Genomic DNA, 23,660 nt, shown 5'->3' on the forward strand with positions numbered 1-23,660 from the left:
ATAAAATGTTATGAAACTTTATATACTGGAGGATGAAATCCGCATTTTGCAGCATATCCTGCAAATCGTAAAAAAAATTGATTACCTGGAAGTTGTCGGCTTTGCCGGAGAAATTTCTGTTGCAGCAAAGGAGATACCTGCATTAAAACCCGATATTATACTTGCTGATATCAGATTAAAAGATGGCGACAGTTTTCATTTGTTTGATGAGATAGGGACGTTGGATTTTCAAGTCATCTTTCTCACTGCCTATGATCAGTATGCCATTCAGGCACTAAATTTAGGCGCTTTTGGCTATTTATTGAAACCTATTGACGATGTTTCGCTAACCACAACACTAAATAAGTGTTATCATCACCGGGAACATGAAAGCTTCGGGCAGCAACAACTAGCAATTGCAAAAGAACATTATTTAGCGCAAGGGGTTAGTGCAAGCAAGCGCATCGCTCTAAAAAGTGTAGAATATATAGAAGTGGTTGCGATTGAGGATATCATGTTTTGTAAAAGCGATAAAGGCTACACTAGTTTTTATCTCAATGACGGGCGAGAAATTGTGGTATCCAAAGGTCTAAAAGAATATGAAAGTTTGCTTACACCTTTTGGCTTTTTAAGATGTCATCAATCTTATTTAGTAAATTTTAAATATGTAAAAAAGTACTACAGAGGGGGTTATCTGCAGATGGAAAACAAGGAGAATATTTTGGTTTCGAGCAGGAAGAAGGAAGAGGTTTTAAGATACCTGGAAAATATAGCATAAAATTAAAACAGCTATATGAGTGATAAGAATTGGATTAGCCATTTACTCATCAGGATATTTGCACTGCCCATTGCCTTTATAATGCTATATATGATTATTTTGGGTGGGAGATCAGACTCAATGGGTTTGGGATTAGTTTACGCTTTTTTAGCCCTGGCGATTATCGGCGTTTTATTTTTAGCTATCGAAGCAATTTGGCTTTACCGGAAAAAGTTGTTAAACAAGTTTTTAGCTAATATTGGCATACTTTCGGTTTTGTTACTCGTACTACTTATGCTTTTGGGCGGAAGATAATTATTCCAATTCCGGAGAGGCCGTAAAAAAAGATTATAAAGTTGAGTATTAATTCCAATAATAAGTATCGTATAAATATATTTGCGAACAAGAATTGATTTCCGATTCTAAATCTTATCTCAAACTTTAACCAATGAATAAATTCGAAAGTCGTTACGCTCAAAGCCCAAAAGAAGTTAAACAAATGGATACCGCCTCACTGCGGGAAAATTTTTTAATCGAAAACGTTTTTGAGGCGAACCAGGTAAACTTAACCTTGTCTCATTTTGATCGGTACATTGTTGGTGGTGCAATGCCAGTAAACGGAAAGTTGGTTTTGCCTAATCCTGATGACCTTAAAGCTACTTATTTTTTAGAAAGAAGGGAATTAGGGATGATCAATGTAGGTGGTAAGGCTATTGTAACTGCTGATGGCGATATTTTTGAACTGGAATATAAGGAAGCTTTATATATTGGCAAAGGTACAAAAGAAGTTACTTTCGAATCGGCTGATGCAGCTCAGCCAACAAAACTATATTTAAATTCGGCACCTGCACACCATACCTATCCAACAAAAAAGGTGAGCAAAGCTGATGCTGAAATTGTAGAATTGGGTACACCTGAAACCGCTAATCATAGGGTGATTAACAAACTTCTGGTAAATAGTGTATTGCCAACCTGCCAGTTGCAAATGGGAATGACCGAGCTGAAATCTGGAAGTGTTTGGAATACCATGCCGGCACACACTCATGATAGACGAATGGAAGCCTATTTCTATTTTGAAGTTCCGCAGGGGCAAAGTGTTTGTCATTTTATGGGGCAGCCGCAAGAAACCCGCCACATTTGGATGCAAAATGATCAGGCGGTAATTTCACCAAACTGGTCTATCCATTCCGGAGCCGGAACAAGCAACTATACTTTCATTTGGGGTATGGCAGGCGAAAACCTGGATTATGGCGATATGGATCACTGTGCCATCACGGAATTGAAATAGATTTTAATTCACGAATATTCTTAGCGAAAAAATTTAAAAGATTTCTCCACTTAGTTCGAAATGAAGATGACTTGATAAACAAGTCTGAGTATCAATAAGAAAAGAAAAATGTCAAACATATTTAATTTAGCAGGTAAAACTGCATTGGTAACGGGTTGTAAAAGAGGCATTGGTAAAGCCATGGCTTTAGCATTGGCAGAGGCTGGTGCAGATATTATCGGCGTTTCTGCAAGCTTAGAACTTCAAGGAAGTTCAATTGAAAAAGAAGTGCTTGCCTTAGGCAGAAAATTTTATGCTTATCAATGTGATTTTAGTAAACGCGAAAGTACATTGGAATTTGCTGCAAAGGTAAAAACCGATCATCCGGTAATTGATATTTTAGTGAACAATGCCGGTACCATTTTACGTAAGCCAATTGCAGAACATCCTGATGAGATGTGGGATGAGGTAATCGCCGTAAACCAAACTGCGCCATTTATTTTAACCAGAGAAATTGGTCGGGATATGATTGCGAGAGGAAGTGGAAAAGTAATTTTTACGGCCTCACTTTTATCCTTTCAAGGCGGAATTACCGTGCCTGGTTATGCAGCCAGTAAAGGCGCCATTGCTTCCTTAACTAAAGCTTTTGCAAATGAATGGGCATCAAAAGGAGTAAATGTTAACGCCATTGCGCCTGGTTATATTGCAACGGATAATACAACTGCATTAAGGGAAGATGCCGATAGGAGCAGCTCAATTTTAGCCCGTATCCCTGCCGGAAGATGGGGAACACCTGAAGATTTTAAAGGACCAACTTTGTTTTTGGCTTCAAGCGCAAGCGACTACGTTCATGGAACAATTTTAGCCGTTGATGGCGGTTGGATGGGGCGCTAGTTGAACGTGTAAAGTCTAAAGTTTAGCGTCAATAGTAAGAAAGACCGATGTTTGAAATATGAAGTGAATTTCTATATTTTCAGACATCGGTCTTTTCATTTTTTTGGAATAGAACGCTTCCATGAATTAACAGGTTTAGGAAGCGATCTTAGTAAGCTTAAATCTTTGAGTCTTTCGGCTCAAACAGGTTATAAATCTCTTTAATATCCTTCAAAATATTCTCGAAATCGATTTTTAAATCAATTAGTCGGCCAGTGTGAATATCAAAAACCCATCCCTGCACGGTTAAACCTCTAAGTGTAATCGCTTCTTGTACAGCGGCTGTCTTTAGTAAATTTACACATTGCTCTTGAACGTTCAATTCCACTAATCTGTTGTAACGAACACCTTCATCTTCAATCGCATTTAATTCGTCTTTATGTGTACGGTAAACGTCACGGATGTTACGTAACCAAGGGTTCAAAATACCCATGTCGGCTGGTTGCATAGCCGCTTTTACGCCACCGCAATTGTAATGACCACAAACAATAATATGTTGAACTTTTAGATGACGAACAGCATAATTTAAAACCGTCATTACGCTTAAATCAACATTATTAACCAAATTGGCAATATTTCTATGGATAAAAGCTTGACCAGGCTGTATACCCATTAAATCTTCAGCAGTAACACGACTATCAGAACATCCAATATATAAAAATTCTGGAGTCTGTCCTTTCGCTAATTCAGTGAAATAATCTGGATTATTGGCCAATTTTCTGCCAATCCATTCTTCGTTATTTTTGAAAACTTCTTCTACATTCATGTGTATTATTCTTAAATTTATTTATGATATAAAATGTTGTAAATGTCAAACTGATATAAAACTAAAAAAAGATTTTCGAATTTCTGTAAGTTCTTCCTCTGTAATTGTATTAGCACTATTAAAATATTGATACCCTTTGAAATCCATTTCCAAATAACCAGCTGTCCTTGAAAACGGTATGATAAATCCATCGGGCAAATCTCCATCAGTGCCCACCGCAATTACTTTTAAAGTTTTCCCTTTTAAATTTCTACCAGCTTCTTTGTTTAAAGTTACCCAATCCGTTAAACGGTCGAATAAATTTTTCATCCTTCCGCTCATGGCATACCAATAAACCGGTGTAGCAAAAACAATGTGTTTGTGATACGAAATCTCCTTGGCTAATAGCTCAAACTGATCCTCTGGAGGGTAACTGCTTTCGTAATGATAGGGAAGGATGTAATGCTCAACTAAACTAATCAGAGTATAATCCATGCCTTCGGTTAACCGGCTGATAAATTTTTGTGTATCTCCATTTAATCGGGCACTTCCATTAATAATTAGCATTTCAGGCATAGCTGATTAACAAGCTAATGGTTTAAATGTTCTACTAACTGTAGAATCTAACCTAAATTTTCCAGAAATTTATTGAATTTCTCATCTTCGTTTTTAGATTTTACCTGCTGCAAAGTTCTATTAAAACTGCGTACTGAAATACCCAAGTAGGCGGCCATATCCTCTTTCGAAATAGAAAAATGTTCATCAGCTTGAAGCCTTAATAATTTTAATAAACCATATTCAAGCGTGTATAGTTGCTGAAATGAAGCTCTAGAACTTGTTTGAATGATTCTTGTAGAAAGCTCCTGCAATAAAATCCTGGTAAATTCTTGATTCGTTTCTGTTAGAAATAAGAAAACATGATTGGGAATGGCATAAGCTGTTACTTCACTAATAGCCGCTACATTACAAAGGCAATTAATTTTTTTGATCGCTTCCAGTTCTCCAACAATTTCACCTTTACCCAAAAATTCTATAATAAAGTCTTTACCATTTTCTTCAGAGATAAAACATTTCGTAATTCCATCTTTAACAATATAAATGTTTTTGATTATTTCTCCTTGCTCAACAAATCTAAAGCCCTTTCGAAATGTTTTGAGCGTAATTCCGGTGTCCTGGTTGTGCTCATAAAATCGTTCGATGAAAGATAAAAAAGTAGGGTTTGTTCTCAACATATTTTTCGAAAATGGACAAATGTCCTTTATTCTGTAGCCAGAGCGGTTTACATTTGCATCACGAAATTACAGCATAGCAATGAACAATCAAATTACCGTTATCGCTTTTGATGCCGATGATACGCTTTGGGTTAATGAGCCTTATTTCCGCGAAACGGAAGAAAAGTTTGCAGGTCTGCTGGAAGATTTTATGCCACATCACAGTATTGTAGCGGAACTGCTAAAAACCGAAATTAACAATTTGCCGCTATATGGTTATGGTATAAAAGGTTTTATGCTGAGTATGATTGAAACCGTATTAAGAATTACTGATGGGAAAGTTAACCCTGCGGTGATTAGCAGAGCGATTCAACTCGGACAGGACATGCTTAACAAGCCGATCGAATTATTAGTTGGCGTAGAAGAAGTTTTAAAAGCACTTTATGGGAAATATCGCTTAGTGGTGGCAACCAAGGGCGATTTGCTAGACCAGCAACGAAAGTTAACCAAATCAGGTCTGGATCATTATTTCCATCACATTGAAATCATGAGCGATAAACAAGAGCGGGATTATCAAAAGCTGATTAAACATCTTGATTGCAAGCCTGAAGAATTTCTGATGCTGGGTAATTCGCTCAAATCCGATGTTTTGCCCGTGTTGGCCATAGGTGGTCATGCCGTTCATATACCGTATCACACCACCTGGGTGCATGAGCGTATAGATCACACTGTCGAGCATGCAAATTTTTACCAGGTAGAAAATCTTTCCGATGTTTTACCCCAACTAATTAAATGAGAGAAAAAATAGATATAAACACCTGGATCAGAAAAGATCATTTTGAATTTTTTAACACTTTTGAAGAGCCTTTTTTCGGTGTTACTGTAGATGTAGATTGCACAGCAACTTATCAGGAGGCAAAAGAAAAAGGCATTTCCTTTTTCTTGCTTTACTTACATAAATCGCTGCTGGCAGCAAATAGAACCGAGGCTTTTAAGTACCGGATTATAGATGGGGAAGTTTGGAAATTTGATAGCGTAAATGCAGCTACAACAATCAATCGTCCGAATGGAACTTTTGGCTTCGGCTACATGGATTTTTTTTCGCAGTTTGAAGATTTCAAAATCGCAGCAGGTAAAGAAATTGAAAAGGTGCAACAAACAACCGGGTTAATTCCTTCGTCCTCAGGAGAAAATGTTATCCATTATTCCGCGTTGCCCTGGCTAAATTTTTCATCAATGTCTCATGCCCGAAAGTTTTCATTTAACGATAGCTGTCCGAAAATTTCTTTCGGAAAGTGCCGGGATGAACAAGGAAGCAAAATTATGCCGGTGTCCATTCATGTAAACCACGCTTTAATGGATGGTTTTCATGTGAGTCAGTTTGTTGATGAATACCAGGCTTTACTTAAGCAGAAAGCTGAAAGTTAATAAGAGGTTAACTGATTTTTAACATAGGGAAATTAATTTCGGCCAATGTTTCTGGCCGTAGTTATTATTCCAATTTACATTCTTGCAATTATTTCCATGTGTTTCATGGATTCATGGTATAAAGCACTGATGTTTTTCCTGATGCTGCTTATCGCGAATTTTGTGCTTTTTCTTTTTATAAATTATCCGCTGCAGTCGGCGATAGGAGTCATATGTATCATGGCTTTATTTGCTTTTAAGCTGAAAGATTAATTTTCATTTGCTTTAGAGAAAGTATTTACTATTTTTGCTCCACAATTAATCATTAACATTTTTTTTGGGGGATTAGCTCATTTGGCTAGAGCGCTTCGCTGGCAGTGAAGAGGTGATCGGTTCGAATCCGATATTCTCCACCATTATTTAAAGCCCTTTTAAGGGCTTTTTTTGTGTCTATATGGCGCTAGGTGGCGTTTTAATGATCAACTCTTTCTTGTTAGAGTTACAAATGACCTATATAAATTAGGGTGGTTTACGAAATATTTTGTTACAATTGTGCTACAGAATTTCGCTTATGGCTAATGTAGATTTCAAAGTATTTAAGCTTCACAAAAAAGAGAACGGGCAATATAACGTCAAATTGATGATTTATCATAATACAAGAGAACTTATTTAAGTGCATCTCATTTTGTTATAGATGCTCAATTAAAAAAAGATTCAACCATAAAAGATAAAGACTTGTTCGCGGTGTTAACAGGCGAGCTTGCTGACTATAGAAAAAAATTAGTTCTCTGGGAGACACCATACATCATATTTCTGTTCAGGATTTAAGCAGTTTAATACTGGGCAAGAATGAAGTTAAAGATGGAGCAATAAATTTCATAGAATTTGGCAGGGCACGGGTATCAGAATTGAAAGCGCAAGGCAGGTCCACTTATGCAGGGTCTTTTCAGGCCGTTGTCAATAACCTGGTTGATTATCATGGAGAAGTGTTGCCAACAGCGGAGATCACTTCATTATTCTTAAAAGGATACGAAGCATACCTTCGAAAGCCCTATACTCAAGTCAGGACAAATTAACTTGGGCGAAAATCAACAGTTCACAATCCTGGACTTAATGATAGTGGGATTTATCACTACATGAAGAATTTTAGGATATTATTTAGCGCCGCTCGGTCTTTTTATAATGATGAAGATACTGAAATTATACGTATACCGAACAATCCTTTTAATAAGTACAAGATTGGTTCCGAACCATCTCCAGAAAAAAGAGCGGTACCTATATCAACAATTAAAATGATCAGAGATTGTGTTGTTCCCAATGGCGGGACCGCTGAGCTTGCCAGAGATCTCTACATGGCATCTATTTATTTGTTAGGAATGAATTCAAAAGATTTGTATGAATTGAAACCTGGAGATATCAAAGGTTCAAGGATTAATTACAATAGAAGTAAAAGTGCAGGAAAAAGATCTGATAAAGCTTTGTTTAGTGTGGCAATTGCTAAAGAGGCAAGGGTGATATTAGATAAATACGTGGGACATTTGGGTAAACGCTATCAAAGAAGCACTTACCTGAATAATGCCTTTGCTATTGGGTTACGTCAAGTTATAGATATAATAAACGATAGTAGGGATGTCCAGTTGGAATACATTGATTTTTATTCAGCGAGGCACACGGTTGGTACCGAAGCGCGCAATACATGTGGTTTTTCAGTTGATGATGTAGCCGAAGCGTTAAACCACAAAATTCAAGCTAATAAAATAACTGATAAGTATATAAAAAAGGATTGGGGGAAAGTAGAAACTATACAGTCTGCATTAATAGCATTACTATAATCCAGACTTTTCCAGCCTAGCTTCAAGTTGCTGGATTAATTTATAAGCCTGGTTCAAGTTGACCTCAAGTATATCTATCTTAGTATGAGCCGATAGAATTTCAGCCTGCAGATCAATAATTTTGCCTACTGTAGATTGTGGTTTGTTATCCGGATCAGTCTGAAACACTTCATTACCTAGCCCAGTTTGAAGCCAGTGTATGTTTAGCTTATGCTTTTCCTTGAGCTTAGTTAAAATAGCTATGCTGATTCTCCTTTTTCCACTTGCGATCAAAGAATAATATGCCTGTGTCATTCCCAGAGCCTCAGCGACTGCTGTTTGATTTTTTCCAACATACTTATTTATAAAATACAAAAACCTATTTAATTGCTTCTGATCAGCTTCGTTAACTTTATTGATTTTCTTAGTTGGTCTCATTATCATTTATTTTCTTCAAAGGTATTGTTGGATTGGGGATTGGTCAATACTACATAAGTACCAAATTATTGGATGGAGAACTTGAACCAGAAGGAAGATCCCGCTGCCGCTTCATGCTCAAATTTATACGACACTCCTTCAGCTTCATATCCATCGAGTAGTTTGATTACCCGATTAAACTGTTTTTCAATCAGATTTTCATCTTGCTGTGATGTATTTACCATCATTCGACTGTCCTGCATATTTCCTCCCTCAAAGAATCGGGCGCTCACCGCAACAATATCTAAATAGCCATATATTTTGTGACTAAACCCATAGCCCTGTCGAAATCCACCTTCTGGCCAGTACTTTGATTTCTTCATCTTTTGCAAGCGATCAATAGCAGTTTGAATAACGAAAGTTTTCACCTCGTTTTCAATTCGCTTTTGTTCGGCTTTGGTGATGGGTTTCATTATTGGGAATATATAATTTTGCCGCCGATTGAATTGGCGAGTTCCGTTAATCTTGTATAAACATCAATAGCTAATTTAGCTTTGCTGTATGGCACCTCTTCAAATAGATTTTCTGATCCCAAATTACCGATAGCGTTATTTAACCTTTTTGTCTTTGGCGTAATGATTAGCTCGTTGTCTTTTGCAATCACCTCGAAAATTAATTGCCGGTAATAGTTACGGCCTTCGATCTCCTTTGGTTGTGATGTTAATAGATTAAACTCCTGATCTTTTTTGTCGAATGAATATCCCGTATTCACCAACCTAACGCCAGCCGCTGTGTAATTCTTTTTGCGGTAGCAGAGTTTTTAACAATTATTTTTTTGGCGCCATTGAAAATGGTAGTGTCTTGTTTCTGTGAGAAGCCCAAGAAGGGGAGGATGGTCAGCAGTGCTAATATTATGTTTTTCATTACCTTTTTTTATTAATTACCTGTACAACACTGAATATTTGTTCGATGTCTTTAAGATTTAATAGTTCATCCTCATATTCTGGATTTAGAGAATGTATAACTATTGTGCCGTTCTCCACATCATGACTTGCAATTTGCTTAATTAATATTCCTTTTTCTCGGTGAACGATTATCCAAGTGTCAGTAGTATGCGTATGAAGTTTTTACTTCCACTTGTCTTTTGGTATATCTCGACCAATTGCGATTCTGCCTGGTCTAATACTAAGGTCAGCCAGTTCATCGGTGTCGTAACAAACCATGCTCCTTCCGGAAACTTCAAATGCTAAATATGAACCTCTATGTGTTGCATCAACAGGAAGGGGGGATGGTTTCTAAATCATCATAAAACTCGGGATCGGAAAATCCTACTAGATAGCCTGCGTAGGCCCGTTGGGTAATCAAGGGAACTTGCATAATTTGAGAGTCGTCAGGAAGTTTATAAAATTTATCTTTTGTAGCTTCAAATCCGTAAGGATCCGCTACCCTGGTAGGAATTGCGTCAACTCGGTGCACTTCCACGCCCCAAATGTCTTTTTCGTCAACTTTAAAAGATGTAAGTATGTTGCTTGCAACTTCTTGGCTCAAGTTCTTTGATTTGAAATACTGATATACAGTAACTCTATTTTTTTTGGAGAATTTCAGCTGCTTTGTCGGCACTAATCTTACTTTTCTTAAGAAAATGGCGAAAATTTTCTCCTTGATAATCAATCATTTATAAATTATTTGTAAATATAAGCACTTACAAATTTGTCATTGTAAGTATTGTACTTATATGTGTATCACATAACAATAACAAAGGTAAATATAACATAATCAGTTAACAATACTTAACAATTTGTATATTTCGGAGAAACTGGTTCTTCCCCAATTTTGGTGGTTATGAAGGACCAATACTAGTCTTTTTTCTAAAAGCCCAAGAGAACACCTCCCGTACATTTGCCGTTTTAACGTTTTAAGCTTATTTACGTTTCCTTCAACTGGCCATTACTCTAGGCTAAGTCGAACGAATTTTTTATGGATTTTAGATATTGCTTTAATCCATTTGCGAATCCACTTAGTTCATTAATTGAAGACATTATTGCCTTTGAAATCCAAGAATCTAAACCCTCACTACTTCGATCCTTTAGCATCATGTGACGAAATTCTCTTATGAAGCTAAGGGATTTTTTTAGTGTTGCCGAGGAATCACAGAGATCATTTAGAATATCGGTTTCATTTTTTGTAAGCTTTTTTTCTTCCTTAAAAAACAGCTTGGAAGTGATTGATGGCCTCCAAAAACTGAGGTCAGTTGGTAATACTTTTTTATTACCAATTGCCATTTCATACCTCGCCAAACCATCAGATAAAGTAGAATACGCACCTCTGTAACCACACTCTAATAACTCCTGATGTAATGCCTTAAGCTGGATTTCTGGCAATTCTGCCTTTCTTTTCTTTATATATTGAAGATGGTTTTCAAGCCCAGTTGGTGAGATATACTTCTTTTTCAGTAGTTCCTCAAGATACTTATACTTCCTAACCGTTACACGGCTCATTTTGATTCTTTTTGATATCTCATTTATAGAATTGCCTTGCTCAAGCAGCAGTCTCACATCTTTAAATTTTTTTTGTTGAGCAGTTGGGGCAGTGGTTTTTAGTGATTGCGGTTCAGTAACTTTAGTTGCACGCTTAGCCTCCCTAAATTTTTTTGAAGCTAAATGTTCCCGATCCAGAATTTTTCGCATCACTTCACCTAAATTTTTCAACAGATGCCATCGGTCCGTAACCTGGATAGCGTCAGGAGCTCCCTTAGTAGATGCCCGCTGATAATCACCGTATCTATCCCTGGAGATAATTTTCACATGATTTCTTTGCTTTAACCATTCTGTAAGCGTATTTTCCTCACGATCACTTAGTAATGCGATTGGGCGATTCGTAGTTAGGTCCACAAGGATGCTTCCATAACGCTCCCGCTTCTTAATAGCCCAATCGTCGACACCCAAGGTAATCACACCTTTGTTGTAGGGAAGTTTTTGTTTTTCTATTATCTTTAATAAAGTAGTGTCTGAGGTAGGAATCGAAAGCTGATTACAAATACGTTCTGCGGATTTCCCACCAGACTCTATGGTTATGTTTAATAATTTTTCATGTAGCCTGTCGGTTCTTCTTTGATATGGCTTGGAATGATCAGAATATCGCTCCATGAAAACCTTAAGCGGACATTCCAAAGTTCTGCAATAAAATTTACGAGCTCGCAAAACAATTCGGGAAAGCTTTCCGAATGCAGGAAGATCCGCAAACTTTCTTGTATAATAACTATGAACTTTCGATGAGTCTTCCTCACAATTTGGACAAATTGACATTTTATTCTTACTTGAAATATAGATTATAAAGCTATCCGATAGATTTTCTATCGAAACAACCTTAAATTGACTGGCATTATTGAATATTGCTTTACTGGCATTCATTAAGTTACTAACGACAGAAAGCAGGATATTTAATGTGTTTTACCACCAAAAGTGGGGAAGAACCAATTTCAGCGAAATCTCCACACATATAAACGTTGTGCTGAAGTTTGGTTTAGTGAAGATTGCGATGAGTTCCATTGGGCGCGATTGGTAAGTTTAAAAAGCGCATAAGAATGATGCTCCTTAGCCAGGAAACTGGTGACACCATCTTTTTAGTTACTGATAATGTTGGTGATGCAATTGCGCTTACCAGGGAGTATAAAACAAAGATGATGAGGATAAGGATGTTGAGATGTTTGATATCTGGATCAATGGCGCTTACATCACTTATCTTAAGGGCGTGACTGATTGGGAAGAGGTGGGTAACATTAAACAATCTTGTGGTAAGGCGTCATTCGTATATTACAGCCAGGATCGTTTGGAATATGAAGATATCATCCAAAAGCGTAAACGCTTAGAAACGTTGGATTCAGATCATGCCGATCAGAACATTGTAACAGGCTCGCCGATATTGGTGGCCAGTGGTTTACTCGGCATGGGCAAGCGTGGTGAAACCGGTAAAACCTTTGAAGTAACTGAGGGTGGTAATCTTAAAATGCTTGAAGCGGCTGGTACTCCTGAGTCGTTAAAGATGGAACGTGAAAATTTGCTAAACGGCATTTACTACGATACGAACACGCCAAACATGAGCATTTTTGATGGAGAAGGAATTGGAAGTAATTTGCCGATCATTGGTATCAAGATTCGTTTCCTTCCTGCAACATTAAAGGCCATGAACAAATAGTCTGGTGCATGGGGTATGGGCGTTCAGCGTAGGTGCAACTTTTTAAAGGCAGCACTATGCCAGATCAATATTGCAGTGAAGCCAGCGCAGGGATTGGATATATCGCCACGCTTCGAGTTTATCTTCCATCTAATGAAACCGAGGAATATGCGAACATAATTGCTTTAGTAGGAGCAGGGTTATGAAGCACCAGGGCAGCTGTTACAAAGCTTGGCTTAGTTCATAATATCGAGGAAGAGAATGAAGCCATTGAGAAAGAGGTGACGAAACGGGCGGCAGCTGCTAAAGCTAAACAACCTATTGTTGAATAGTTCCATTTCTCAATTATTTTGATATTTTTGGGCGAAGATTTAGTAACGCTCTAATATGAAGAAATATCTTTACCTATTAATGGTAACTACAGCACTGATAAGTTGCAAGAAAAAGACTTTAACACCTGAACCAGAACCACAACCTGTGCCTGCGGAGGTGTTCGAATTAAACAAATCGACTGGCATTCCCGCCAGCAAGTTCTCAATGCATTTCAGAGAAGACTTTGTTGACAATCGAAACGCATGGACGTTGCAGGCCCCTAGTCCAAACTATAGCCATACTGTGGCAATTACTGATGGTTTTTACACCTTCACCAATCCTGTTGTCAATACAATAAACGGAACCACAGATAAAATAAGCTTTGATCAAACGAAAGATTGGGAAATCGAAACGAAGGTTAACAACGAAAGTAAATCTTTTGCATTTTGGTGGAATTCTGCACCAGGGAGACAAAGCAGTCGTATTTTGTTTGGAACCAACCGAATGGATTTTGTTGATGCCAACAATGAATTTAACGGTGGATATATTGTATTGGGTAAAAACGTGGAAATATTAACTCAAAACACGTTGAAAATCCGCAGAGTAAAAGACCGTTATTACATTTTCCTGAATGGCAATTTAGTTTATGAAGGACAATATATCTTTCATAGGGGGCAAAACATAGGATACTATTCTTTCGAGAAAGGCAAAATGCAAGTAGATTATCTTCAAATCAGTTATATAAATATCTAAATTAAGCTTAAAATGAGAAAGTACATTTATCTGGTGATGATAGCCGCCAGTATGATTAGTTGTAAAAAACCTAAGAATGAACCTGTAGAACCAACTCCACCTGTAATTGTGCAATACGACAAAGGTGACGGAATCCCAGCCGATCAATTCACGGTAGCGTTCAAAGATGATTTTAACGACAACACAAACAAATGGTTAGTGCAGGGCCGAAGACCGAGTTATGGTGATCAACAGGAAATAGCTGGTGGAAAATACAAACTTACTTCGGATTATGGTGGCTCATATGGGTGGACCACTTCGATAAATTTTGACCACACCAAGAATTATGAGATTGAATTTAAGTATCTTTCAGTAAATAGAAGGGTTCAGTTCAACTGGGGAGCAAAAGATGGATCGGGGTTCGGAAGTTTCCATGCCATGAGTTTAGAAGATAATAAATTTCTCTATTATCATGGAGTTACCTTCATTAGAGAAATGGCGACGAGATCACCAATTGATATTCCAATGGAAGGCGTGGTTAAGATCAGAAAATATAATAACAAAGTTTATTTCTTTTTGAATAACACGTTACTTTCTTCGTGTGAGTATGTTGTAAATTACGGTCAGGGATTTGCTTTTTATAATCGCCAAGCTGGTATAACCGAATATGACTACTTGTACGTGCATTACATAAAATAAAACGAATGTTAATCAACTTAGAAGCTTCCCCAACGGGTGGCTTTTTTCGTTTCTAGTGCAAAAAAAAATCAGCATCAAAATGCTATTAAAAAATAATTTTAAAAATATTTATATAACTATTTGTTATAATAATTATAATTGTAAAGGCAAGCACGCCGAACGTTATTTGAAGTCACTCTTCTAATTCGCCACGATCTGAAACAAGTCGTGGCTTTGGCGTTGCAGAGGTAGGGGTCTAACCTTATCCAGTGGTGGATACTTGCAGCAGAGTTTTGATAAATAAACCGAATAGAAATTAGATGGTTCAAGCTACCTAAAGGCATTAAACCTGAAACCTCAACGCTTATGATAGGCTTGGGTTTAGGGCGTTGAGAGCGTTACGATCTCGGGCAATATTGCTCGGCTCGTTTGCTTACCGGCCAACCATATACTTTATCAGTCTATAGAAGCCGTAAACGATTAAAACGAAAACGACTAACATTATAATTTCAGGTGTGCCAATGAATAATAGGTGCATGGTTATGTGGTTTAGTTGATCTAAGATATAAAATTTTTTATTGTGGGGTATAGCAGTTGGTATCTCAGTGGTCTCATAAGCCAAAGGTCGTCGGTTCGAGTCCGACCCCACGCAACGCTCATAGGCGGAAAATAAGCAGATCACCTGATTAGTAGTTGGGATGGCATACCGCGGATGACTACTCCAGCGAGGCAGCGGACAGCTCGGAAAGACGAGCGCATCAGGATGTATATCAGTTGGTAGATAGCTTGCTTTGGGAGCAAGAAGTCAAAGGTTCGAGTCCTTTTATCCTGACAAATGAAACGATTGCAACGGTAGGTTAGTATCTTATTTACCCGCCCAAAGACCACTTAAATGTGTAGGATGTATAAAGTTGGCAAGGTCGCATTTAGGCTTAAACTAAGATTGAAACTGTTTTTATGTAGGTCAGATGGATTGATTCCATAAAGGTACATGAGTGAAACAAAGGTAAGTCAATCGGAACTATGAAGTTTACTATAGGGAAATTAATATAGTAGTGGCAATGGGGCACGGCGTGGTAATCAGTCAAGCGCATAGCATCGAAGGCGGGTGCTCCACAAGGACTAGACGAGTACATTTAGAAACGAGCAGCTGAGAGATGTGAGGGTGGCAATAGTCCGCACCATAACAAGCCCAACCCCACTAGGGTATCCTGATCGGGGTTGCAAGACATTCGCCCTTTGGGCAGTTTAGTTTGAGGTTTAGGTTAGTCAAGATACACTACGTGTGACTTGGCGATTAGAGAGGGAGTGGTTCCCCTCTCTTTTTTAATACCTAAAGTTTAATGATCATCATCAACTGGATTCTGTTTCGCTGATCGAACGCCGATGATGAATAATAACATCGATAAAAAATTGAAAGCAAGTAGTGAAACAAGGAATGTGCTCATAATAAAGGGATTTGGTTAGTGATTTAAAACCTCAAAATACACAGAAATGAGTAATTATCAAATAGTATCATAGAGAATTTTTACCTGAAATAATACGCTAGTTATGCATCAATCCAACGCCAACACAACAAAGGCAAAGCATATCCTTTGGTGGGTGTGCATGGCCATAGCATCCTATTTAACAGCAACTATATGATAAACGCAAATGAATTATTCCTAAATGCCAATTACAATCACAATGGCAAATGGAATTATGCTAACCACGAGGGCATTTTTAAATGGACTGATCGAGATTGGTTCGCTTTGGGTGAAAGTACAATAATGCTGGAAAATATCAAAGGTATTCCAATAACAGAAGATGTTCTTTGGCAGTGCAACCTTGGATATACTTCAACCGACGAAAGATTCAATTTTACAGGGGTCAATAGTGTAGAATATGTGATTGAACAGCAAGATGACTGGTGGTTTATTGGAATAAACAATACGAGTAGCATCCAATTCTTTGCCTGGAATATTTATCACCTCCACCAACTTCAAAACTTATACTTCGTATTAACCGGTAAGGAGCTGGTGTACCCGCCATTAAACTCACAACAGGAACTATTTGGAAAGCAATCATTCTGATCAGCTTAGCCAACGCAATTACAATTATCTATTACACACTAAAAATTATATTATGAGAAGAAACACTAAAAGGTTAGGAGTGTTGGGCGCAGGGTTCGCCATGGCACTGGCAGGATTGATGGGAACAGCGCAGGCTAAAGGCGAAACTTTGGTTACTAGCCAAAATGTAAACGAGGTTGCTAAAACAATCCATGAACGCAAAAAGGCGAAAGAAGAAATCAATATCAATGGTGGATTAGATTCTTACGCACTATCCGGGAGATTACGGCCTTTCGCACAAAGAATACGGGTTGAGATATGGAACTGGTAAATCGCGTAAGTGCAAATCCAACAGATTGAGGTTTACTCACAATGCAAAGTTGAGGAGGAGAGCGGTGTAATGAGCGAACAAACTACGAGCCTACGGGGCGAACGCATGAGATTAAGACCATTGAACAGTTTGCTGGACTGGTTACAGAAGAAAACCTTCCACTAATCATTGAAGACTTCAGATCAACACTTAAAGCGCTTGTCAATATGGATAAATGGTTGAGAAGGTTTGTGAGATTGAGAAGTTGCCATATGAACGATTAAAGATGGAAGCTTTCAATTGGATTGATGACGGTAAACGTGATTGGTCAAAAATCACAATTTAATCGTCGGAAGATCCAGATGTAAAAATAGAAATAACTCAAAAGAAGGAGAGCGGCGTAATGAACACAACAATAATACTACAGCGCCAGGTGCGCGAACTAAAAGAAACTCTGCAAGATGCAGTCAGCCTAGCGGCTAAGTACAAGGGCAATATGGGAATAATTGATCAGGAGGAATTGGCAAGGTTAAGTAAGCAGGCTAATGGATCAGCTTATAATCTGAAAGATTTCGATTTGGCTGATAGGAATGGGGAGCAGTAGATCAACTTAGCCATTTCAACAATCCATCGGCACCTGCGACTAAAAAGACAATTAGCATTATAATGGCAACAATGGTAATTGTCTACCCGAAAGAAAAGCTTTCTACTTTCTCATGTTCTTCTGGAGAAAGATTAGCCTTCCATTTTTGGGTATCTTCAATAAGACGTTTCCTGCCATAAGCAGTATTTGATTGGGAGCACGTTTAGCCATACACTAAAAATACAAACTAAATTTTAAATTATGATATCATTTTTTGAAGCTTCAATGAAACCGTTATCGGTGCATCATACCGGCAACAAATTACTGGAAGAGTATTACAAGTTATCTGATGCACCATTGGTAATCGACGACGAGTTAATGAATAATCTCTTAATGCAGTTTTTCCTTAAACCACTCGAAAAAAGCAATGAGGTATTTAGTTTTCTACCCAAACAATAACCTGCAGTTGAATGAGGTTTATGCATTAGTAGGGAAGATATTCGAAACGCCAGAAGGCCATCACGAAGGATCGGAGTTGTTAGCCAAACACATTTATGATGTCGCCAACCATCCTACAATAAAATCTAGTGAGTTGTACGTGGCTTATTTCGAAAAGGTACAGATCGAAGGTGAGCAGCTTGATGCAATTGGAATCTTTAAAAGCGAAACCAAAGAAACATACCTTGATGTTTATACAAAAAATGATGGTTTTGGGATGTCATACAAGCAGGATGCAATCAGCCTTAACAAATTAGATAAAGATTGCTTAATCTTCAATACTGAAAACGAGGAAGGTTTTAAAGTGGTTGTGTTTGACAAGGAGAAAACCGCTCAGGCCATTTACTGGAAGGATGAATTCTTAAAGCTGATCGTGCGTAATGATGATTACACCAAAACAGCTAACCTGATGGGCGTATTCAAAAACTTCGTTACCGAGAAGCTTGATGATGAGTATGAAATGAGCAAATCGGATAAAATCGATTTACTTAATAGATCCGTTAAATACTTCAAAGAGAAGGAAAGCTATGATCAGGATGAATTCACCAACGAGGTGATCGGTAATAAGGAAGCTATTGAAACATTTTCTGACTACAAGTCAAATTACGAATCAGAATACGAAGTAAGTATTGGTGAGTCGTCTGAAATTTCCGAGCCCGCAGTAAAATCTAAAATCCGACAGTTTAAGAATGAGATCAAGCTTGATAAGAATTTCAAGGTGTCAGTAATGGGCAGCGAAGATTTGATTGAGCGTGGATACGATGAAGATAAATCCATGAATTTCTACAAGCTCTATTTTAGAGAGGAAGAGTAATCAACAATACGCAATAGGAATAAACGTCTACCTCTTTCCAGAGCCTCACTACTCACCTGGTGGGGTTGAGGTGGTGAATAGAATATTTTTATAGCCGGAGACTTTAAAGGCTTTATGAGGCTATCGCTGATGATTCCAACTCAAAATATTAGCAGCACCCTAGCCAAAAAAGGCTATATGCTAGGCGACACGCTGTTAGTATTTTTGAATCCCTAAAACATCTAACCAATAACATTACCTATGCTAAAGAACATACTTGTCCTCAGCCTAATAATTCTCTCCAGCACAATACAAATATTTGCAAGTCAAATACTCTTGATTGGATCGGATTCTAGGGAACTAGGGAGGCGTGGTAATGCAGATGTAATAATGGTCATAACTGTTAAAGAAAGTGAAATAAGACTCACATCTATTCTAAGGGACACCTATGTTTATATAAAAGGATATGGCAATGGAAAACTAAATGCAGCCTATCGACTGGGGGGAAAGGAATTATTGGTTAGCACCATCAATGCTAACTTTAAAACGAATTTATCTCATACGATTGTTACTGATTTTAGCAACACAGCAGACATAATCGATAAATTTGGAGGAGTGACTTTGCAGATTGATAAGGGAATTCATCAATATGTTAACAATTATATCGATGAGCAGGCATCATTGAAAGGTGTATCACTTTTGCCATTGACGAAAACAGGTACCATAAAAATGACTGGTGACCAGGCATTAGCATACGCGAGAGTAAGAGTGGCTGGAACCGCATATGATGATCAAGCAAGAGTTGAAAGACAAAAGGATGTTACCAAAGCCGTATTAAATTTTGCCATTCAACATAAAACCCAAGCAGCAAGATATTTTTATGATTTATGGTCATTGATTGATACAGATATCAGTGTTTCAGTTTTCTGGAATATTTGCAAATCATTTTTAAATAAACCGAGTATACCGAAATCACAAGTTTTCCCAAACTATCAATCATTCACTAATGAAAGGATTCCGGATGTAGGTTTGGTTTTAAAATTAAAAGACTTTCGGCAAGCTTCAGTTAGCTTGAACCATATGATAAATTAGGGTAACCAAAATCCAAGTGATGCCATTCAGAAATGTAGGCTTCTATCATTGAATAAAGTGAACAGCTGATTAGCAGTAGGTTATCTATAACTTGCTGTATGTCCAGAAAATTATCAATATTTGCAGTATTCAGCTTCTGCCTATTAACTTTAACCATTTTGGATGCTACTGCACAAAATTTACAAGGTTGCGGGAAGGTTGGCAGCTTTCAAATTTATTATCAGAGAAATGGTTTTGGTAGTGGTTTAAATTTTCTATTACCACGTTACGACGCACCGATTTCTACGCTAACAACAAATACAGCTATTTGTCCAAGATTTACTAGCGCTACAGTAGCAAGTCCAACAACAGCATGTTGCATCGGTGCAACAGATTGCACAAATAACCTAGTGTATAATTTCACCAACATTCCATGCCCTATTGATACGAATTCTGGGATACTGTTAGTCGTTATGGCTGGAGTTGGAGGTTTGGTAGTTCGCAAACGAATGTCATAATTATTTCGTAAATAATTCTGCTCGATGTGCATCTGAATGCAAAAGCAGCAGGTCAATGGCAGGTTGATAGTGACATTTAGGGTAGGATTGTTCTTGTGGCCAGATCATCCCTAATGCAATAGTCATAAGCCAAAGCGTTATCCCAACAATCCAAATGTGTTTAGATTGATTTCCACAATACAATTTAATTTCATTTATCTAACGATTAAACCAATAGGAGTTTTATGTGAAGGATATTTCCTGTTGTGGCGCAACAAGCATAGCTCAATTTCGAATTTTCTTATCGGCCATTCGTGATTCTCTGGTATTGCTGAAGACATTTCCATTTTTATCTGAATAGGTATTTTTTGTTTTTGGCACTTTCTTGATTTCACCTAGTTGATATGCGTTTTTGGCTTTATTTAAAGAATCTTTTATTTTTGCAGCCTCTTCCTCATTGTATGTCAAATGGAATATGGGGTTAGTTTCTACTTCGAGTTTCAATTCCCTTCTTAAGTCATTTTTTAATGAATTCATGATGGTATCTATACTCGTTATTATTTTTTTTTTGTGATAACCAACATTCCTCCTATTTGTGTCAAGTTGAGCTTGCCTTATATCAATTACATGTTGTTGCAACAATCCAATCTGTTCATGGGTTCCAAAAAATTGAATCGCAATAAACGCTTTATCTGTTAGTGCCACAGATAGTGTATCTTTCCTGATTATTCCGAACAAAGTACACCACATTCCGAGGCATAGTGCACCAGTTTGGTTCTGGCTTTAGCACTAACTTTTAACCATATCACTTTTGGACAAAGCGATATTCTGTAAACTTAATGATTTTTTTTATTTCTCATGGATTTGCCCGTGAGTGCAATTCTGTGAGCAGATGCTGACAGCCTGTCCATAATTGCATCTGCAAGTGTAGGTTCATCTATAAAGTTGTACCAGTTATCTACTGGCAGCTGTGAGGTTATTATTGTCGCACCGTTGCCATATCTATCCTCCAGAATATCAAGTATTGCAATCCTGGCATCATTGCTCAGGGGCTTAAGCCCGAAGTCGTCTAATATCAGTAGCCTATTTGAGGATATCCCCTTAATCCATCGGAGGTAAGTTCCATCGAGCCTTGCCTGGGCAAGAGCATCCAGAAACTTATTCATACTGAAATATAGCGTACGGAATCCAAGTAGGCAGGAACTGCGTCCCAGTGCACAGGCAAGGAAACTTTTGCCGCACCCGGTAGCGCCGGTAATAAGCACATTTTCACCACGTTCAATGAAAGTGCCGTCCGAGAGTCTTAGTACCTGTTCGCGGGTAATGCCACGCTCGGAAGTACAGAGTATATCTTCGGGAAGGGCATGATATCTAAGTTTACTGTACCTGAGATATTTTTCTGTTCTTGCATACTCGCGGTACTCGATTTCTGCCTGGATAAGCATAGCGAGCATTGAATGTGGGTCCTGGATTTCGTGTATTGGCAATTGTAGCGTTGCCTCATAGCGCCTTGCCATTCCGCCCAGCCTTAGGCTTTTCATCTGGTCTACTGTGTTCTGTGTATTCATATTGATCTTTATTAGTTGGTTTTGTATGCTTCAGCTCCTCGCACGTTCTGGTGTAGCGGTGTCCTGTATTCTTTCTGTTCTATTTCCTCGACCATGTCCATATTGTTGTCAAGAATGTTTTTTATCACAGTATATTTAAACCTGTGTCCGGTGAGTGCTCTTTTGCAGGCAGCTTCCATTCTTGCCGCCCCGTAGGCTTTCAAGAGCCGCATCAGTCCGGCGCAGCCAGCATATGATTGATGGATGACGGGATTGCTCTGCATCAGCTTTTGAATAAAGTCATAAGTGTTCTGACCTGCTTTTTCAGCCTGTTTCAGATAATATTCAGGATCCCATCCCTTTTCATCCGAAAAGGATTGGTGAGCTTCAGGCATATGTTCCCTTACGGTTGTGAAATGGTGTTTTCTGAAACTCCGGACATGTATGGCAATCCGGGTGCAATTATGGAAGATTTCAACGCTGTCCATACAATATGAAATCCTGACCTCCTTGCCGATATATCTGAAGGGAACGCTGTAATAGTGCCAGTCTTCACCTACGACGACATGATAGTTCTTCTGAACTTTTGCCCTGGTGTAGTGCTGGATAGAGAATGATGTTTCTGGAAGTGGTTGCAAAAGTGCAGACTCATTATTGTGGAATAGCTCATAGCGGCTGAAACTTTTGCGTTGAAAACTAAGCTGGTGGTGTTCATTAAGCTTAATTCTGATTGCCTCATTCAATTCCTTGAGACTGTAGAAGGTCTGGTTCCTAAGTTTGGCATAGATGCGCATATAGGCTATCCTCACAAAGTTCTCTATGCTTGGTTTATCCTTTGGCTTATACGGGCGTGCAGCAAAGAGCGCAATCTTATTATGGTTAGCCCATTGCTCCAGCATCTCGGTAAAGACAGGTTCATACTTTGAGCTTTTGGATACCCATTGCCTCATATTATCCGATTTTACCCCTTTGGGCACACCACCGATATAGATGAGTGCTTTGTTCAGTGCCGATACAACCTGAGGCAACTTTGCATCTACAAGTGCTTCCACGTAACCGTAACCGCTAAAGGGAAGAATGGCAAGAAACACCGGACAGCTAACCAGTTCTCCTGTAGAAGTATCCAGATAATGCAGTGGCGCACCGGCAAAATCAACCTGCATCATCTCAGCTGGCTTATGCTCAAAATGCATAACGGCCTTCGAGGCCCGGTTATGTTCCTGCAGCAGATCACAGAATCTGGAATACTGGAACCCTTCCGGATAATTGGTAATATACTCTTCCCACAGCAATAACCTGGTTACGCCTTCTTTGGTGGCGAGCTGTTCATTGTGATATTCTAAATGTTCAAGAAAATGAACCCGCCTGGGGTCAGCATCCTCCATTACCTCTTCGTTTATAAGGCCAAGAATCTCATCGATGTCCCTATCAGAGAGCTTTAGCAAGCCACCAAAAGTCAAACCTGTCGATCTGAACTTTTCGAGGTAACTCGCGATGGTACGCCTGTTGACCCTGACCTCTTTTTCTATTTTCCGTTGGGAGACACCCTGATCCAGGAAAATGAGTATCTGTCTAATCTTATTCATGCTGAGCAGTTTGTTCGCCATATCTACAGGGGTAAGCTTGATGCTTACCAAACCTATATAATTGGCGGGTTAAACTATGCCCAATTGCGTAATATGGTTAAATATAATGGTGCAGTATGTGTCGGAATGGCAGAGAAAAATAATCCTGAAATGAACCAAAAATGGCGCACTTTGCCTCGGAATATTTAATTAGCTCAAACAAAAACTGGTGTACTTTGGCTCGGAATGACTGGTGTACTATGCCTCGGAATGGGTGGTGTAGTATGGGTCGGAATATCCAATTCCCATATCTTGCATAATTC

At 38.4% G+C, this 23,660-nt stretch carries 30 protein-coding genes and 2 tRNA genes; 21 read left to right on the forward strand and 11 right to left on the reverse strand.

The window, feature by feature from the left end; genetic code table 11:
- The first annotated feature begins 10 nt into the window (after window positions 1-10).
- The 4 genes from EA772_RS10205 (at window position 11) to EA772_RS10220 (ending at window position 2,897) form a co-directional block, all read left to right on the forward strand.
- Complete coding sequence (locus tag EA772_RS10205; protein WP_124912918.1) at window positions 11-757, forward strand: LytTR family DNA-binding domain-containing protein; 747 nt, start codon at window positions 11-13, stop codon at window positions 755-757.
- A gap of 15 nt (window positions 758-772) precedes the next feature.
- The gene (locus EA772_RS10210) at window positions 773-1,051 is read left to right on the forward strand and encodes a hypothetical protein (RefSeq protein WP_124912920.1); all 279 of its coding nucleotides are present in this window, start codon (window positions 773-775) and stop codon (window positions 1,049-1,051) included.
- Between the two features lie 133 nt (window positions 1,052-1,184).
- Complete coding sequence (kduI, locus tag EA772_RS10215) at window positions 1,185-2,024, forward strand: 5-dehydro-4-deoxy-D-glucuronate isomerase (RefSeq protein ID WP_010603493.1); 840 nt, start codon at window positions 1,185-1,187, stop codon at window positions 2,022-2,024.
- Window positions 2,025-2,132: 108 nt separating this feature from the next.
- Window positions 2,133-2,897: an SDR family NAD(P)-dependent oxidoreductase gene (locus EA772_RS10220; RefSeq protein ID WP_124912922.1), complete on the forward strand. Its 765-nt coding sequence runs from the start codon at window positions 2,133-2,135 to the stop codon at window positions 2,895-2,897.
- A 157-nt stretch (window positions 2,898-3,054) separates the two neighbouring features.
- Here the strand turns inward: EA772_RS10220 and EA772_RS10225 are convergent, their stop codons facing one another.
- From EA772_RS10225 to EA772_RS10235, 3 genes are read right to left on the reverse strand one after another with little or no spacing between them, the layout of a single operon-like run.
- The gene (locus EA772_RS10225; RefSeq protein WP_010603262.1) at window positions 3,055-3,702 is read right to left on the reverse strand and encodes a carbonic anhydrase; all 648 of its coding nucleotides are present in this window, start codon (window positions 3,700-3,702) and stop codon (window positions 3,055-3,057) included.
- Window positions 3,703-3,747: 45 nt separating this feature from the next.
- Window positions 3,748-4,257, reverse strand: coding sequence for a flavodoxin family protein (locus EA772_RS10230; RefSeq protein ID WP_124912924.1), 510 nt, complete (start codon window positions 4,255-4,257; stop codon window positions 3,748-3,750).
- Window positions 4,258-4,304: 47 nt separating this feature from the next.
- Window positions 4,305-4,913, reverse strand: a complete 609-nt coding sequence (locus EA772_RS10235) for a Crp/Fnr family transcriptional regulator (RefSeq protein ID WP_124912926.1) — start codon at window positions 4,911-4,913, stop codon at window positions 4,305-4,307.
- A gap of 79 nt (window positions 4,914-4,992) precedes the next feature.
- On the opposite strand from EA772_RS10235, the gene EA772_RS10240 reads away from it, so the two are divergent.
- The 5 genes from EA772_RS10240 to EA772_RS10260 all read left to right on the forward strand — a co-directional run bounded on the left by EA772_RS10240 (window position 4,993) and on the right by EA772_RS10260 (window position 8,131).
- A complete protein-coding gene (locus EA772_RS10240) occupies window positions 4,993-5,688 on the forward strand; it encodes an HAD family hydrolase (RefSeq protein ID WP_124912928.1) in 696 nt (231 codons plus the stop codon).
- Complete coding sequence (locus EA772_RS10245) at window positions 5,685-6,320, forward strand: chloramphenicol acetyltransferase (RefSeq protein ID WP_124912930.1); 636 nt, start codon at window positions 5,685-5,687, stop codon at window positions 6,318-6,320. The genes EA772_RS10240 and EA772_RS10245 overlap by 4 nt, the downstream gene beginning before the upstream one ends.
- Before the next feature lie 318 nt (window positions 6,321-6,638).
- A tRNA-Ala gene (locus EA772_RS10250) sits at window positions 6,639-6,715 on the forward strand.
- Window positions 6,716-7,177: 462 nt separating this feature from the next.
- The gene (locus tag EA772_RS22455) at window positions 7,178-7,375 is read left to right on the forward strand and encodes a phage integrase SAM-like domain-containing protein (protein ID WP_371683169.1); all 198 of its coding nucleotides are present in this window, start codon (window positions 7,178-7,180) and stop codon (window positions 7,373-7,375) included.
- A gap of 60 nt (window positions 7,376-7,435) precedes the next feature.
- Window positions 7,436-8,131, forward strand: a complete 696-nt coding sequence (locus tag EA772_RS10260) for a hypothetical protein (protein WP_124912932.1) — start codon at window positions 7,436-7,438, stop codon at window positions 8,129-8,131.
- Here the strand turns inward: EA772_RS10260 and EA772_RS10265 are convergent.
- From EA772_RS10265 to EA772_RS10285, 5 genes are all read right to left on the reverse strand, one after another.
- Window positions 8,126-8,548, reverse strand: a complete 423-nt coding sequence (locus tag EA772_RS10265; RefSeq protein ID WP_168187515.1) for a helix-turn-helix domain-containing protein — start codon at window positions 8,546-8,548, stop codon at window positions 8,126-8,128. The two genes, EA772_RS10260 and EA772_RS10265, sit on opposite strands and share 6 nt — an antisense overlap.
- Before the next feature lie 65 nt (window positions 8,549-8,613).
- Window positions 8,614-9,000, reverse strand: coding sequence for a hypothetical protein (locus EA772_RS10270; RefSeq protein ID WP_124912936.1), 387 nt, complete (start codon window positions 8,998-9,000; stop codon window positions 8,614-8,616).
- Window positions 9,000-9,299, reverse strand: coding sequence for a hypothetical protein (locus tag EA772_RS10275; RefSeq protein ID WP_124912938.1), 300 nt, complete (start codon window positions 9,297-9,299; stop codon window positions 9,000-9,002). The genes EA772_RS10270 and EA772_RS10275 overlap by 1 nt, the downstream gene beginning before the upstream one ends.
- A 500-nt stretch (window positions 9,300-9,799) precedes the next feature.
- On the reverse strand, window positions 9,800-10,198 hold the full coding sequence (locus EA772_RS10280; RefSeq protein WP_124912940.1) for a hypothetical protein: 399 nt from the start codon (window positions 10,196-10,198) through the stop codon (window positions 9,800-9,802).
- A gap of 281 nt (window positions 10,199-10,479) precedes the next feature.
- Window positions 10,480-11,937, reverse strand: coding sequence for an ISL3 family transposase (locus EA772_RS10285; protein WP_124912942.1), 1,458 nt, complete (start codon window positions 11,935-11,937; stop codon window positions 10,480-10,482).
- A 292-nt stretch (window positions 11,938-12,229) separates the two neighbouring features.
- On the opposite strand from EA772_RS10285, the gene EA772_RS10290 reads away from it, so the two are divergent.
- The 11 genes from EA772_RS10290 (at window position 12,230) to EA772_RS10340 (ending at window position 20,246) form a co-directional block, all read left to right on the forward strand.
- Window positions 12,230-12,721: a hypothetical protein gene (locus tag EA772_RS10290; RefSeq protein ID WP_124912944.1), complete on the forward strand. Its 492-nt coding sequence runs from the start codon at window positions 12,230-12,232 to the stop codon at window positions 12,719-12,721.
- Between the two features lie 366 nt (window positions 12,722-13,087).
- Complete coding sequence (locus EA772_RS10295; RefSeq protein WP_124912946.1) at window positions 13,088-13,765, forward strand: hypothetical protein; 678 nt, start codon at window positions 13,088-13,090, stop codon at window positions 13,763-13,765.
- A 12-nt stretch (window positions 13,766-13,777) separates the two neighbouring features.
- A complete protein-coding gene (locus tag EA772_RS10300; RefSeq protein WP_124912948.1) occupies window positions 13,778-14,443 on the forward strand; it encodes a hypothetical protein in 666 nt (221 codons plus the stop codon).
- 738 nt (window positions 14,444-15,181) lie between these two features.
- Window positions 15,182-15,254, forward strand: a tRNA-Pro gene (locus tag EA772_RS10310).
- Window positions 15,255-16,062: 808 nt separating this feature from the next.
- Complete coding sequence (locus EA772_RS10315) at window positions 16,063-16,494, forward strand: hypothetical protein (RefSeq protein ID WP_124912950.1); 432 nt, start codon at window positions 16,063-16,065, stop codon at window positions 16,492-16,494.
- Between the two features lie 52 nt (window positions 16,495-16,546).
- Window positions 16,547-16,804, forward strand: a complete 258-nt coding sequence (locus tag EA772_RS10320; protein ID WP_124912952.1) for a hypothetical protein — start codon at window positions 16,547-16,549, stop codon at window positions 16,802-16,804.
- 382 nt (window positions 16,805-17,186) lie between these two features.
- Complete coding sequence (locus EA772_RS10325) at window positions 17,187-17,387, forward strand: hypothetical protein (RefSeq protein ID WP_124912954.1); 201 nt, start codon at window positions 17,187-17,189, stop codon at window positions 17,385-17,387.
- Window positions 17,388-17,627: 240 nt separating this feature from the next.
- The gene (locus EA772_RS22460) at window positions 17,628-17,825 is read left to right on the forward strand and encodes a hypothetical protein (protein ID WP_371683163.1); all 198 of its coding nucleotides are present in this window, start codon (window positions 17,628-17,630) and stop codon (window positions 17,823-17,825) included.
- Complete coding sequence (locus EA772_RS10330; RefSeq protein ID WP_371683164.1) at window positions 17,794-18,678, forward strand: nucleoid-associated protein; 885 nt, start codon at window positions 17,794-17,796, stop codon at window positions 18,676-18,678. The genes EA772_RS22460 and EA772_RS10330 overlap by 32 nt, the downstream gene beginning before the upstream one ends.
- A 240-nt stretch (window positions 18,679-18,918) precedes the next feature.
- Window positions 18,919-19,749, forward strand: a complete 831-nt coding sequence (locus EA772_RS10335) for an LCP family protein (RefSeq protein ID WP_124912956.1) — start codon at window positions 18,919-18,921, stop codon at window positions 19,747-19,749.
- Between the two features lie 98 nt (window positions 19,750-19,847).
- Entirely contained in the window at window positions 19,848-20,246 is a 399-nt protein-coding gene (locus EA772_RS10340) for a hypothetical protein (protein ID WP_124912958.1), read from the forward strand.
- Window positions 20,247-20,510: 264 nt separating this feature from the next.
- On the opposite strand, the gene EA772_RS10345 is transcribed toward EA772_RS10340, so the two are convergent.
- The 3 genes from EA772_RS10345 to istA form a co-directional block, all read right to left on the reverse strand.
- On the reverse strand, window positions 20,511-20,930 hold the full coding sequence (locus tag EA772_RS10345; RefSeq protein WP_124912960.1) for a hypothetical protein: 420 nt from the start codon (window positions 20,928-20,930) through the stop codon (window positions 20,511-20,513).
- Window positions 20,931-21,061: 131 nt separating this feature from the next.
- A complete protein-coding gene (istB, locus tag EA772_RS10350; RefSeq protein ID WP_124910880.1) occupies window positions 21,062-21,793 on the reverse strand; it encodes an IS21-like element helper ATPase IstB in 732 nt (243 codons plus the stop codon).
- Window positions 21,794-21,804: 11 nt separating this feature from the next.
- Window positions 21,805-23,379 (reverse strand): IS21 family transposase, encoded by a 1,575-nt coding sequence (gene istA / locus EA772_RS10355; RefSeq protein ID WP_371683154.1) that lies wholly within the window; start codon window positions 23,377-23,379, stop codon window positions 21,805-21,807.
- On the opposite strand from istA, the gene EA772_RS22055 reads away from it, so the two are divergent.
- Window positions 23,308-23,547 (forward strand): hypothetical protein, encoded by a 240-nt coding sequence (locus tag EA772_RS22055; RefSeq protein ID WP_168187444.1) that lies wholly within the window; start codon window positions 23,308-23,310, stop codon window positions 23,545-23,547. The two genes, istA and EA772_RS22055, sit on opposite strands and share 72 nt — an antisense overlap.
- Window positions 23,548-23,660: the final 113 nt, after the last annotated feature.

Origin of the sequence: Pedobacter sp. G11 (assembly GCF_003860265.1) — a bacterium.
Lineage (GTDB): Bacteria > Bacteroidota > Bacteroidia > Sphingobacteriales > Sphingobacteriaceae > Pedobacter > Pedobacter agri.